Raw genomic sequence first — 13,341 nt, 5'->3', positions numbered from 1 at the left:
ATGGTTGAAAGTGTTAGTCAAAAGGGTAGGAATTGACATTGCGACAAAATGGCGGGTTTGGAACCCTTTGGGTTCTGGCAGCGAGGCGCAAAAGGTACGTGCTTGTGAGGGCTTCTCGGCTAGAATGAGGGCACCGGATAGGGCCGCATTTGACCTGACATGTCATTTCCTGACCCGATAATGATAATAGTCGGCCCAATAATGATAATAATCGGATAGTTATATGAGGTTGATTTTGGGATCCTCTTTACGCGCGGCGCGCTGCTTTGTCGCAGGGGGCCTCGTTATGCTGGCGTTTGCCGCCCATGCCATCCCCGATGGCGATCGCATCCAGCTACCTGCCCGCTCTTCGTCGCTTGCTGCTCACTCACTGCTCCTGGATGTAGCCGATGCCGGTGACCGGCTGGTCGCGGTTGGCGAACGGGGGCACATTCTTTATTCAGAGGACCGGGGAGAGTCCTGGCAGCAGGCCGAGGTGCCGGCGCGAGTCACCCTGACGGCGGTCGCTTTTCCCACCCCGGAACTGGGTTGGGCGGTAGGCCACGATGGCATCATCCTCCACTCCCGTGACAGCGGGCGCACCTGGGAGCGGCAGCTGGATGGGTTCGCCCTTAACGACCGGATTGTCGAATACCGCCAGTCCCGGGTGAACGAGCTGGAGGCGGCGCTGGCCCAGCCCGAGGTAGGCGCGGATGCCGACCTGCTGGAAGAGCGCCTGGACGAGGCTCTGTTCGCACTAGAAGATGCCCAGTATGCCCTGGAAGACGGTCCCAACAAGCCGCTGCTGGACGTCTGGTTTGCTAATGCCCGTCATGGCTGGGCCGTGGGGGCTTACGGCCTGGTGCTGGAGACCCGGGACGGCGGCCGTCAGTGGGCGCCCCGCATGGCTGATCTGGACAACCCTGATGGGTATCACCTGAATGCCGTGGCCGGGGTCGGGGAGGCGCTCTACCTGGCAGGCGAGCAGGGGTTGCTGTTTCGCTCCCTGGACGCTGGGCGCAGTTTTGAATGGCTGCAAAGCCCCTATGCCGGCTCCCTGTTCGCAGTAGCCCCGGTTGACGGGGCATTGCTGCTGCTGGGGATGCGCGGAAGGGCCTTTCGCAGCGCCGACCAGGGCCGGACTTGGCAGGCGGTGACCACCGACACCCAGAGTACCCTCAACGCGGTTCTGGATCTGCCCGGAGGGCGGGTGTTGGTGGTTGGACAGCGGGGAACCTTGCTGCTCAGCGAGGACGGCGGGCGACGTTTCCAGGCCTACACCGATCCGCAGCGCAGGGCTTACCTGGGCGCCGCCCAGGGCCGGGGTGAGGCCTGGGTTCTGTTCGGGCAGGGGGGGGTGCGCCACCTGCGGCGCGATGAACTGGTGGAGGTGGCCCCATGAGCCGTCTGGAATCCCGCCTTCTGGGGCCGATGAAAGCCTCCGAGCCCTGGGTGGAGCGGCTGCTGTTCCGCAACCGGGCCCTGTGGCTCTTGCTGTTCCTGCTCTGTAGTCTGACGCTGGGCTACCAGGCCACCCAGATCCGCCCCGATGCCAGCTTCGAGAAGATGATTCCCACCGGGCATCCCTATATTCAGAACTTCCTCAATCACCGGGAGGATATGGCTGGGTTGGGCAACGCGGTGCGGATCGCGGTGCAGGCGCGCGAGGGAGACATCTTCGACGCCGAGTACCAGAGGAAACTGCGCGAGATTACCGACGCCGTGTTCTTCATTCCCGGGGTCGACCGGGGGGCGCTCAAATCCCTCTGGACCCCCAACGTACGCTGGAAGGAGGTGACTGAACAGGGTTTTGTCGGCGGGCCTGTGATCGGCAGCGACTTTGACGGCAGCCCCGAGAGCCTGGAACAGTTGCGACAGAACGTGTTGCGCTCGGGGCAGGTGGGGCGCCTGGTGGCCAATGACTTCAAGTCCACCATCATTCATGCCCCCCTGTTCGACGTGCATCCGGAAACCGGCGAGCGACTGGACTACCATCGCTTTTCCGAACAATTGGAGCAGGATATCCGCGACCGCTTCGAAGATGAGCAGGTGACCATCCGTATCACCGGTTTCGCCAAGGTGGTGGGTGACTTGATCGAGGGAGCGGGGCAGGTCGTGTTCTTCTTCGCCCTCGCGCTTGTCATTACCTTCGCGCTGCTCTACGCCTATATCCGCTGCTGGCGCAGCGCCGCGGTGGTGCTGGGCTGTTCCATCCTGGCGGTGCTCTGGCAGCTGGGACTGCTGCGCACCCTGGGTTACGGGCTGGACCCCTATTCGATGCTGGTGCCCTTCCTGGTCTTTGCTATCGCCGTCAGTCACGGGGTGCAGATCGTCAATGCCATGGCCCTGGAAGCAAGCCAGGGGCTGGATATGCACAGCGCCGCCCAGCGTGCCTTTCGCAGTCTTTATATTCCAGGGTTGGTGGCCCTGTTCAGCGACGCCCTCGGTTTTGTCACCCTGATGGTGATTGACGTGGCGGTGATTCAGGAGCTGGCCCTGGCGGCGTCGCTGGGGGTCGCGGTGATCGTGCTGACCAACCTGATTCTGCTGCCCATTATCCTCTCCTACCTGCGCATCAGCCCCCGGGCGCTCGCCCGCCTTGCCGCCAAGATGGACGACCGTGAAGGTGAGGGGGGCGTCTGGAACTGGCTTAGCGGTTTCGCCCACCCGCGCCGTGCCGGGTTTACCGTGGTGGGCGCGCTGGCGCTGTTCGCCCTTGGCGGCTGGGTCAGCCAGGGGTTGCAGATCGGCGATTTGGATCCGGGTACGCCGGAGTTGCGGCCCGATTCACGCTACAACCTGGACAACGCCTTTCTCAGTCGGAATTACAGCACCAGCAGCGATGTCTTCGTGGTGATGGCGCGCACCCCGGAGGAGCAGTGCGCCCATTACGACAACCTGGTGATGATCGATCGTTTCCAGTGGCACATGGCCAATGTGCCGGGGGTGCAGTCGGCCCTCTCCCTGGCCGATGTGGCCAAGCAGACCACCGTGGGCCTCAGCGAGGGCAACCTCAAGTGGATGGGCATCAACCGTAACCAGTTTTTGCTCAACACCGCGCTGAATTACGTACCCCAGGGGATGATCAGCCCCCAGTGCGACCTGACCCCGGTGCTGCTGTTCCTCGATGACCACAAGGCAGAGACCCTCGCCCGGGTGGTGAAGGAGGCTGAGGCCTTTATCGGGCGGGTGGATACCGGAGAGGTCACCTTCCTGCTCGCGGCCGGTAACGCCGGGATCGAAGCGGCCACCAACGAGGTGATCGGTAAAGCTCAATACCTGATGCTGGCCCTGGTCTACGGAGTGGTGAGCCTGCTCTGTCTGCTCAGTTTCCGCTCCTGGCGCACCCTGGTGTGTATCATTTTGCCGCTGGCGCTCACCTCGGTGCTTTGCCAGGCGCTGATGACCGTGCTGGGCATCGGGGTCAAGGTGGCGACCCTGCCGGTCATCGCCCTTGGGGTCGGAATCGGGGTGGATTACGGGATTTATATCTACAGCCGGCTGGAGAGTTACCTCGCCCAGGGGCTAGAGCTGGTGGAGGCCTACCGCCTGACGCTCAAAACCACCGGGCGGGCGGTGGCCTTTACCGGGCTGACGCTGGCGATCGGCGTCGGTACCTGGGTCTTCTCGCCGATCAAGTTCCAGGCGGATATGGGCATCCTGCTCACCTTTATGTTCCTCTGGAACATGCTGGGTGCCTTGATTCTGCTCCCGGCCCTGGCCTGTTACCTGCGCCCGGGAGCGCGAAAGCGCCTGGTGGCGGAAAACCAAGGAGATTCCCATGCCGTTTAACAAAGCGTTGCTGCTGACCGTGGACCCGGCCCGGGAGGCGGGTTACGCCCACTTGCGCGCCCAGCTTATCGCGGAGCGCATGGGGCTGTCGGTTCGGCTGTTACTGCCCTGCGCGGAACCCGGGGCCGAGGCGCGGGATCGTCTGCAGGAGCAGGCTGAGGGGTTCCGGAAACGTGAGATTGCAGTGGACACTGAAGTGGCCTGGCAGGGTTCGGTGCAGGGAACCATCGTCGAGGCGCTGAAAGCCAGCGGCGCCGGGTTGTTGATAAAGGACGCTGACCCTGCGACGCCCCTGGAAGGCCTGGTGACCCCTCGCGACTGGAAGCTGATGCGTTTCGCACCGTGCCCGGTGCTGCTGGTTAAGCAGCACCGGCCTTGGGAGTCCCGTGCAATTCTCGCCGCCATCGACGCCAACCCCCACGACCCGGATCACCAGGCGCTCAACCAGAAGATTCTGCGCGCGGCAGCCCGCATCGCCCAAACCAGCGGTGGACCGCTGCACGTGGTCAGCGCCTACTCAACGGCCATGCAGGGAAGTGATCTGAGCACCGAGACCCCTGCCGCCAAGGCGCAGCGTTACCGGAGTGTCTGTCAGGAGCTGTGCGCGGAACAGGGCGTAACACCGGCCGATATTCACGTCGGGGAGGGGCCGGTCGAGGCCTGGGTCAGCCAGACCGCGCAGCATCTGGATGCGGCCCTGGTGGTCATGGGCACCGTCGCCCGCCGTGGCTTGCAGGCGCTGCTGATGGGTGGTAACACCGCCGAAACACTGCTGGCGCGCCTGGAGGCCGATACCTTGACGCTTAAACCCCAGGGCGCCGATACGCTGCTGGAGTTGTTGTTTGCGGAGCAAAAGGCTACTGATGAGTCCGAGTTTTAGCGTACCGATCAGTTATGTGAACTCCTTGATCAGCTCGATTCGCCAGCAGGGAGGCAACGCGGAAGCGATTCTTGAGGCGGCGGAAATCGCCCCCGAGGAGCTGCGGGGGGAGCAGTTTCCCGCCGAGCGCTACGGGCGCCTTTACCAGCGGGTGATGCTGGAGATGCGCGATGAGTCCTACGGCCTGTTGAGCGGCGGTAAGGTGCCCAACGGCACGCTGCGCATGATGTGCTTGTGCATACTGCCCTGCCAGAGCCTGGGGGAGGCGATTCAGCGCTGCTCCGAATTCTACGAAATTTGCCGCGGGCCCCGTATCAAGCCGATCCTTGAGGTGCGCGGACGCACGGCCCAGGTGCGCATGGGCCCCTTGAATGAAGTGTCCGAGGCGGAGTACCAGGAGGTGCTGGCGGCAAGCAACCCGACCGAGGTGCGGACCTCACTCTCCATGTGGCACCACTTTCTCTGTTGGTTGACCGGGCGTCGGGTGCCGCTGGCCGGGGTCCACTTTCGTTTTCCCAGTCCGCCGGATCTGGCCGATTACGAAGTGCTGTTCCAGGCGCCGCTGCGCTTTAACGCCGAAGATAACCTGCTACGTTTTCCCAGCGAGGCCCTTGAACTGCCGGTGGTCCAGACCGAGGAGGCCCTGGGAGGGTTTCTCAAGACGGCGCCCTACCAGTTGCTGGTGCAGGTCAATGGCGATCACAGCCTGGGTTCCCGTGTGCGGGCGTTGATCGGGCGGGATTTCAGCCGCGAGCTGCCGAGTGCCGAGGCGGTGGCCCAGAGTCTCAATATGTCGGTTACCACCCTGCGGCGGCGGCTGTTGAAGGAGGATACCTCCTACCAGAAGATCAAGGATGCCTGCCGGAAAGAGGCGGCGATCAACTACCTCAGTTGCCCGGAACTCAGCAACAACGACATTGCCGGGCTGATGGGCTTTGATGAGGCCAGTGCCTTTTTCCGCTCCTTCAAAAAGTGGACGGGGATGACGCCGGGTGAATACCGAGCCCGTCTGCAGCGCGAGTGACTGGCTTGCGATGGGCGGTTTTGGTAGTTCGGTTAAGGAAATAAGTTGGTTTTAGGGAAAGCCTGCTATGGGCTTTGGTTTATTTTGTCAGTGAATATGGTGACAAATGCAATTGTTCGCAGGCGCGCGGCGATTAGCATAACACGTCAGTAAGGGACGACCCGTAGGTTGCCCGCTCTACTAACCACAAGGTGACAACATGATCTACCAAGGTAACGCCATCGGCGTAAAGGCTCTGGATGAGGGCCTCGTCGAACTCTGCTTCGATGTGAAGGGGCAGCCGGTGAACACCCTCAGTCAGGCCACCGTGACCGAGCTCGGTGAAGCCGTTGAGGCGCTTGCGGCCCGGGAAGGGGTTCGCGGACTCCTCATCAGCAGCGCCAAGGATGCCTTTATCGTCGGCGCGGACATCAAGGAGTTTTCCGATTACTTCGCCCGCGACGAGGCCGAACTGGTCGCGATGCTGCAGCAGGTCAACACGCTGTTCAGCCGCGTGGAAGACCTGCCTTTTCCCACGGTAGCGGCCATCAACGGCCTGGCCCTGGGGGGCGGTTTTGAACTCTGTCTGTGTGCCGATTACCGGGTCATGGCCGACTCTGCCAAGGTGGGCCTGCCTGAAACCAAACTGGGCATCTACCCCGGGTGGGGCGGAACGGTGCGCCTGCCGCGGCTGATCGGCGTCGACAACGCGATTGAGTGGATCGCCTCGGGCAGTGAAAAACGGGCGGACAAGGCGCTCTTTGAAGGCGCGGCCGATGCTGTGGTGCCCGTTGAGCGGGTGCGCGAGGCGGCCCTGGATCTGTTGGCCCAGTGTGCAGCCGGAAAGCTCGACTACGCGAGTCGCCGGGCCGAGAAGAAAGGGCCTTTGAAGCTGGGGCAGCTGGATACGATGATGGCGTTCGAAACCGCCAAGGGGTTCGTGGCCGGCAAAGCAGGCCCCCACTACCCGGCACCGGTGGCGGCGATCAAGACCATGCAGAAGCACGCGGCCCTGGAGCGTGATGCGGCGCTGGCCGTCGAGGCCAAGGGGTTCGTCAAGGTCGCCAAGAGCGATGTCTGTCGCAATCTGGTCGCCCTCTTTTTGAACGATCAGCTGGTTAAGAAGACGGCTCAGGGCTTTGCCCGTGATGCCGCCCCGGTGAAGCGGGCCGCGGTGCTGGGCGCGGGAATCATGGGTGGCGGCATCGCCTACCAGTCGGCCAGCCGTGGCACCCCGATCCTGATGAAGGACATCAACGAGCCGGCCCTGGAGGCGGGCATGGCCGAGGCGGCCACGCTGCTGGGCAAGCAGGTGGCGCGTGGCCGCCTGGATAACAAGGGGATGGCTAAGGGGCTGGCGGCGATTCGCCCCACCCTGGGTTACAGCGATTTTGCCGGCGTCGACCTGGTGGTCGAGGCTGTGGTGGAGAATCCCAAGGTCAAGCAGGCGGTACTGGCGGAAGTGGAAGGGGAGGTGAGCGAGGAGACGGTGCTGACCTCCAACACCTCGACGATCTCCATCGATCTGCTGGCTGAGGGGTTGAAGCGCCCGGAAAATTTCTGCGGCATGCACTTTTTCAACCCGGTCCACCGCATGCCTCTGGTGGAGGTGATCCGCGGTGCCAAGAGTTCGGAGCGGGCGGTGGCGACCACCGTCGCGTACGCCCAGAAGCTCGGTAAAACCCCCATCGTGGTCAATGACTGCCCGGGCTTTCTGGTCAACCGGGTGCTCTTCCCCTACTTCGCGGGTTTTGACGCCCTGCTCAAGGACGGGGTCGATTACCGGCGTATCGACAAGGTGATGGAAGCCTTTGGCTGGCCCATGGGCCCGGCTTACCTGCTGGACGTGGTGGGGCTCGATACCGCGGTGCACGCCGAGTCGGTGATGGCCGAGGGCTACCCGGACCGGATGCAGCCGGCCGCGCCTGCCTTTATCCGCGCCCTGGTGGAACAGGGGCGCCTGGGACAGAAGAGCGGCGAAGGGTTTTACTGTTACGAGAAAGACCGTAAAGGCAAGCTGCAGAAGCGGCCCAATCCGGCTGTGGAAGCGCAGCTGGCGGGGGATGGCATCGAGATCAGCGACGAGCAGATCGTGGCCCGCATGATGACGCCCCTGTGTATCGAGACAGCCCGCTGCCTGGAAGAGGGGATCGTCGGCAGTGCCGCCGAGGCGGACATGGGACTGGTCTACGGCATTGGCTTCCCTCCCTTCCGGGGCGGCGCCCTGCGCTATCTGGACGACCTGGGGCTGGCGACTTTCTGCCAACAGGCCGATGAACTCAGCCCGCTGGGGCCGCTTTACCAGCCGACCAAGGCGATGCGCGCCCTGGCCGCCGAAAACCGCCGTTACTTTGAGCAATAGGAGAGACTCATGAGCCTGAAAGCCAACGATGCAGTCATTGTCGACTGCGTGCGCTCACCCATGGGGCGCTCCAAGAACGGCGCTTTTCGCCATGTCCGCGCCGATGAACTCTCGGCCCAACTGGTGGACGCCCTGTTTGACCGCAACCCCGGGCTGAACCCGGCGGAAGTGGAAGATGTGGTCTGGGGCTGCGTCAACCAGACCCTGGAGCAGGGCTTCAATATCGCCCGCTCCCTCAGCCTGCTGAGCCGGATCCCCAACAGCGTAGGCGCCCAGACGGTGAACCGCCTCTGCGGTTCCTCCATGTCGGCCCTGCACAGCGCGGCCCAGTCCATCCAGAGCGGCAACGGCGAGCTGTTCGTGGTTGGCGGTGTTGAGCACATGGGGCATGTGGCCATGACCCACGGCGTCGACATCACCCCCAGCTTGAGCAAGCACGCCGCCAAGGCTTCCATGATGATGGGGCTTACCGCGGAGATGCTCGGGCGCATGCACGGCATTTCCCGCGCGCAGCAGGATGCCTTCGCCGTGCGCTCCCACCAGCGGGCGCACCAGGCCACCCTGGCGGGAGGCTTCGGCAACGAGATCGTTCCCATCGAAGGCCATGATGGTGAAGGCTTTCGCCGCCTGATCGAGGTGGACGAGGTGATCCGCCCCGAGACAAGTCTGGAGAGCCTGGCGGAGCTCAAGCCGGTGTTTGATCCCAAGGGCGGCACCGTCACCGCCGGCACCTCCTCGGCGCTTTCTGATGGGGCATCCGCCATGATCCTCATGTCTGCGGAGCGGGCCCAGTCCCTGGGTCTCAAGCCCCGGGCCAAGGTGCGCAGCATGGCCGTGGCCGGCTGCGACCCGGCGATCATGGGTTACGGTCCGGTGCCCGCGACCAAAAAGGCCCTTAAGCGGGCCGGCCTCGGCATCGACGATATCGACGTGGTGGAACTTAACGAGGCGTTTGCCGCCCAGGCGCTGCCCGTGCTCAAGGATCTCAAGCTGCTTGATGTGATGGATGAGAAGGTCAACCTGCACGGCGGCGCTATCGCCTTGGGCCACCCTCTGGGTTGCTCCGGTACGCGCATCCTGACCACCTTGCTGAACATTATGGAGCAGCGAGAAGGCACGCTGGGCCTGGCCACCATGTGTATCGGTATGGGGCAGGGCGTCGCCACGGTGATCGAGCGCATCTGATAGCGCAGATGCCGAGTTCTGCTCTCAGCGCGCCCCTCGGGGCGCGCTTTGTTTTTTTTGAGGCGCTTTTTTCCGGATTCAAGGGCTTCTTAGGCTACTGGGATGCCAGGCGTCTGTTCAGCTTTTCGGCTTCAAGTTTCAACGGGGAGTCGCTGGGTAGGCCGAGCAAAGGTTGCAGCGCGTTATGTGCCTCTTTCTGCTTGCCGGCCCGCTCCAGAGCCGTGGCCAGCTGTAGCCGCAATCCAGGCTGATCCGGGGCCTTAACAAGGGCCTTTCGCAGGATGTCCAGTCCCTGTGCCTTGTCCCCATACTCAAACAGTAGCCAGCCGTAGAGGGCCTCGGCTTCGGGCTTTTCTGGGGCCTTGTGGTACGCCCGTCGGGCGTAAACCAGCGCCTCGGCTCTGTTTTTCTGATGGTAAAGGATGCTCAGGCGGCCCAACGCCGCCAGGTTGTCAGGGGCCCATTGAAAAATTCTCTGATAGGCGTCGATAGCTTGATCTGCCATGTTTGCATGTTCCATGGCGCGTGCACGCCACAGCAGCGAGTTGACCAATAAATCGCTGACCGCCCGGTCATCGGGATGCTCGACGAGCCAGGTTTTCATCGCCTCGCGGGTCCGGGGGCCCTGGCCTGCACGCAGCTGGGACTGGAAGGTGGATGCTTTGAAAGGGGCAAGTCCGGAAATCTCGTAGGCCTCTTCGTAGTGCTGGGCGGCTTGGTGAAAGTCCCCCTCAAAGTAAGCTACTCGTCCCTTTAGGGCCGCGGCATAGGGCGTAGCGGGGTGCTGTGCCTCCAGCTCCTGCAGGAGACGCTGAACCTGCTCCATGTTGTCCTGCGTAAGTTCGGCTTTGGCCAGCTCCATCAGCACCTTTGGATCACGGGGGCCGTCGTTCAATACCTTGTTGAAGCGTTCCGCAGCCAGGTCGGGACGGCTTATCAGTAGGTAGATCTTTCCCTGCATGAAGGGGATTTGAAGGTCATCGGGGCGGGCTTGGCTGAGCTTCTCCAGTGTTTCGATCAGGGCCGGGTAGTCGCCGGACTGAAGTTCGGCTTCGGCCCTCAGCTGAAGCAGGGTGGTGCTGTGGTGGTTTTTGAGGGGGGCTTCGCCGAGCGCAACCAGTGCTTGTTCATACTCTTGGGTTCGCACCAGAGAGGCGACGAGCTGTGCCGCAAGTAATATGTTATCGGGCTGCAGGCGCAGCGCTTGGCGCCACAAAGCGTGAGCCCGCTCTGCATGTCCTTCAGCCTCGTTGATAAGGGCGAGGCCGGATAGGGCAAGGGGCTGTTCCGGATTAAGCTCGAGCACGCGCTGGTAAATCGCCTGTGCCTTGCTCGCTTCGCCCTCCTGCAATTCCAGGTAGGCCATTTGTAACAACAGTGGCAGTGAGTCGGGCTCATGTTCCACTGCTCGTTGTAAAGCCTCCCGGGCCTTTTGGGGTTGTTCTTGGGCAAGCCAGAGCCGACTTTGCAGTTGGGCCACAACGACGCGGCTATCGTGGCTAGCCTCGAGAGCGTCGAGCCGCGCCTGGGCCTGTTTAATGTCCTGCTGGGCTATCAGTGCCTCGATGAGGGTCGTTTCTGTATCCACGCGCTCGTCACCAAGGGCGATCGCCTTTTCCAACTCTTTTATACCCTCTGTTAAGGCGCCCTCGCGAAGGTTAAGTTTTCCGAGGCTGGCATACACATGGCCACCTCCCGGGTCGAGTTCGGCTGCCCGCTCCAGCGCCTGCCTGCTTTTTTCGAGGTCTCCTTGCTTGAGGTAGGCATCCCCGAGCAGAGCGTAATAATTCGGCTCGTCGCCGGTAGGAAGCAGGTCCAGAAGCGGCACGTGCTCGTCGGGGGCCACTTGGCGCTGTGTCGCCGCTAGCAATTTATACGCCTCATCATGACCGGGATGGCTGTCGAGAAACTGACGCAGGTGTTGCTCGGCCTGGTGGTGGTGGCCCAGCTGCAACGCCGTGAACCCCGCCAATAAGTTGATTTTTGGCAGTTTTTCTGCGTGCCGATGGATCAACTGCAAGCCCTCGTAGGCGGCGCGGTATTGCTTTAACGCCGCCAGAGTCTCCATTTTTTGTAGATGAAGGAATACGTGGTCTGGGTTGGTGTTTTGCGCCTGATTCAGCTGCTCCAGCGCCTCTCCCGGGCGATTGAGGGCGTTTAGCGACATCGCTCTTCCAAGTTGAGCTTTGAGGTGCTTGGGGGTTAGCCGCAGCGCCTCGTCAAAGGCTTTCAGCGCGCTCCGGTGATCTCTGCGACTCAATGCCTCGAAGCCGCTCATGATCCAGGCCTCGGAGGAGTCTGGGTCCAGCTGCAAGGCAGTGCGGACCAGATCTCCGGCGGCTTCTTCAAGGGGGTGTTGTTGCAGCGCCAGGGTGGCAAGGCCGAGGTAGGGCTGGCTGTTTTTTGGGCTGAGTGCCATTGCCCGCCGGTAGGCCGCCTCCGCCTGATCCAACTGACGCAACCCCGCGTGGGCATCGCCGTGCAACAGGCTGATGCTGAAAGAAAGCTCAGCGGAGTCATCGGGCGTTGGACGTATGCTTTCGAGAATTTTCTGGTTATCGCCCAGCCACCAGTAAATGCGGCCGAGCTCGGGAAGGATTTTTCCCCGTGGTTCACCGAGCTCCAGAGCTCGCTCAAACTCCTTGACTGCCGCCTTCATATCGCCGCTCGCCACTTCTGCTCGTCCCAGCCAATAGCGTGCCTGACTGTTTTCGGGCTGTTCCCGAAGAAAATTCTTGAGCGTGATGGCGGCCGCTCGGTACTCGCCATTGTCGAGCATGGATTGGGCTTGTTGCAGCGCTCGAGGCGCCTCCGGTTCGTTGAGCGCAACAGCGCACGGGGAGGCTGCCAGCAGCCAAAGGCAAAGGATCAGTTTTTGCCCCGCGGAGCCGGAACAGCCGGCACCGCATTCGCGGGCCGGCTGATCGCTCTCCTGGGGTTGGTGCCTAACCACGGCGGGTTAGCTTGCGACGGCTTACTCCGAGCCAGCCCAGCCCTGTCAAGAACAAGGCGAAGCTCATCGGTTCTGGTATATCGGGGGGGTCGATGATCCGCGGATCCCGTCCTGTCGGATCGACCCGGCCGGTCAGGAATATTTCCTCCGCACCGTCGTTATTACAGCCGATGAGGGGGTCGGTTCCCGGGGGGCATCCCACGCGCAGCTCAACGGTGAAGAGCAGGTCTTCGCCGCCGCTGCCATTTGCCAAGTTATATTCGTTAATAATTCGGCTAAGGTTCATGTCTTCGGCATAACCGAAGAAGTCGATAAACCCGGATCCGAGAGAGGCCGAGGTGTCCTCCAGTACTGGATCGGTGGGGTCAAACGCGCCGTTGTTGTTGGCGTCCAGCGACCAACTATCATAAATCGTGAAGCCGCTTGCGGCTCCAGCGCCTGGCACGAGTAGCTCGACGTTCATTCCGTAAAACAACAGGGACTCCGCGCCCGTCTGGTTCCAGTCAAACATAAAAACCGGAATGTCGTTATCTGGGTTTGCCAGCTGGATGAAGTCACGCACTTGTCCGATCGTTACAGGGCCCTCCGTGGTATCGGCCGTGCCGTCATCATTCTGGTCGCCTTGTCCCCACCAGGAAGAAAAGAAGGGCTCTTGACTGCCTGTTTCGGTGGGTGCCGGTTCTTCGAATACGAAACCTCCTGCAAGGCTGCCGTTGGGGTTTTGCTGCCCCGTCGCCTGGGTGAAAATCTTTACATCCTGATTCCCGACCCCGCCGTTGACAGAGAAGTCGCCGAACTCTAGCGGAATGTCTCCAGACGTCTGAAGGCTATCCAGCGCTTCCGCCGAGTATTGCCAGAACTCGTCGTACTTAAACGCGACTGCGATGCCGTCGATCAGGATGGCGTCACGTGAAACACCTTGCTGGTCAAGGGCCGTTCCGAAGGTGGCTCCCGTCGGATCGGTCGGTCCCGGGAAAGGCAGTGTGGTTGTCACGACAGCCTGGGCACTCCAGCTCAACGCCATCGCGGGGATTATTAACAGCGGTTTTAGCGATTTCATATCGCTCTCCTTGGTTTTTTCAGCCACTCAATGACCGCTCTCCTTTTTGTGGCCGGGTGGGAAGAGCTGTGTTTAATGCAATATTCAGGCCTGTCTTTAAAACAGCATGGTTAACAATAGGGTAAGA

Annotated in this window: 8 protein-coding genes; 6 read left to right on the top strand and 2 right to left on the bottom strand. The window is 62.0% G+C overall.

The features are described from left to right. The first annotated feature begins 286 nt into the window (after positions 1–286). The 6 genes from JGZ97_RS12285 to fadA all read left to right on the top strand — a co-directional run bounded on the left by JGZ97_RS12285 (position 287) and on the right by fadA (position 9,201). Positions 287–1,381: a YCF48-related protein gene (locus tag JGZ97_RS12285; protein WP_207062926.1), complete on the top strand. Its 1,095-nt coding sequence runs from the start codon at positions 287–289 to the stop codon at positions 1,379–1,381. Next, the gene (locus JGZ97_RS12280) at positions 1,378–3,771 is read left to right on the top strand and encodes an RND family transporter (protein WP_207062925.1); all 2,394 of its coding nucleotides are present in this window, start codon (positions 1,378–1,380) and stop codon (positions 3,769–3,771) included. The genes JGZ97_RS12285 and JGZ97_RS12280 overlap by 4 nt, the downstream gene beginning before the upstream one ends. Next, on the top strand, positions 3,761–4,651 hold the full coding sequence (locus JGZ97_RS12275) for a universal stress protein (RefSeq protein WP_207062924.1): 891 nt from the start codon (positions 3,761–3,763) through the stop codon (positions 4,649–4,651). Before JGZ97_RS12280 ends, JGZ97_RS12275 begins: the two co-directional genes overlap by 11 nt. Next, positions 4,635–5,675, top strand: coding sequence for an AraC family transcriptional regulator (locus tag JGZ97_RS12270; protein ID WP_207062923.1), 1,041 nt, complete (start codon positions 4,635–4,637; stop codon positions 5,673–5,675). Before JGZ97_RS12275 ends, JGZ97_RS12270 begins: the two co-directional genes overlap by 17 nt. A gap of 199 nt (positions 5,676–5,874) precedes the next feature. Further along, positions 5,875–8,016, top strand: a complete 2,142-nt coding sequence (gene fadB, locus JGZ97_RS12265; protein WP_207062922.1) for a fatty acid oxidation complex subunit alpha FadB — start codon at positions 5,875–5,877, stop codon at positions 8,014–8,016. Positions 8,017–8,025: 9 nt separating this feature from the next. Further along, the gene (gene fadA, locus JGZ97_RS12260; RefSeq protein ID WP_207062921.1) at positions 8,026–9,201 is read left to right on the top strand and encodes an acetyl-CoA C-acyltransferase FadA; all 1,176 of its coding nucleotides are present in this window, start codon (positions 8,026–8,028) and stop codon (positions 9,199–9,201) included. Between the two features lie 94 nt (positions 9,202–9,295). On the opposite strand, the gene prsT is transcribed toward fadA, so the two are convergent. Then, positions 9,296–12,154 (bottom strand): XrtA/PEP-CTERM system TPR-repeat protein PrsT, encoded by a 2,859-nt coding sequence (prsT, locus tag JGZ97_RS12255; protein WP_207062920.1) that lies wholly within the window; start codon positions 12,152–12,154, stop codon positions 9,296–9,298. Then, the gene (locus tag JGZ97_RS18515; protein WP_207062919.1) at positions 12,147–13,241 is read right to left on the bottom strand and encodes a PEP-CTERM sorting domain-containing protein; all 1,095 of its coding nucleotides are present in this window, start codon (positions 13,239–13,241) and stop codon (positions 12,147–12,149) included. Before JGZ97_RS18515 ends, prsT begins: the two co-directional genes overlap by 8 nt. Between the last annotated feature and the right edge of the window lie 100 nt (positions 13,242–13,341).

It is taken from the genome of Motiliproteus sp. SC1-56 (assembly GCF_017309075.1).
GTDB lineage: Bacteria > Pseudomonadota > Gammaproteobacteria > Pseudomonadales > Balneatricaceae > Motiliproteus.
This window is presented reverse-complemented; position numbering and strand designations above follow the sequence as displayed.

Excerpts from the sequence above, each read along its gene's own strand:
- JGZ97_RS12285 (WP_207062926.1), top strand. The coding sequence starts at position 287 with ATGCTGGCGTTTGCCGCCCATGCCATCCCCGATGGCGATCGCATCCAG.
- JGZ97_RS12280 (WP_207062925.1), top strand. The coding sequence starts at position 1,378 with ATGAGCCGTCTGGAATCCCGCCTTCTGGGGCCGATGAAAGCCTCCGAG.
- JGZ97_RS12275 (WP_207062924.1), top strand. The coding sequence starts at position 3,761 with ATGCCGTTTAACAAAGCGTTGCTGCTGACCGTGGACCCGGCCCGGGAG.
- JGZ97_RS12270 (WP_207062923.1), top strand. The coding sequence starts at position 4,635 with ATGAGTCCGAGTTTTAGCGTACCGATCAGTTATGTGAACTCCTTGATC.
- fadB (WP_207062922.1), top strand. The coding sequence starts at position 5,875 with ATGATCTACCAAGGTAACGCCATCGGCGTAAAGGCTCTGGATGAGGGC.
- fadA (WP_207062921.1), top strand. The coding sequence starts at position 8,026 with ATGAGCCTGAAAGCCAACGATGCAGTCATTGTCGACTGCGTGCGCTCA.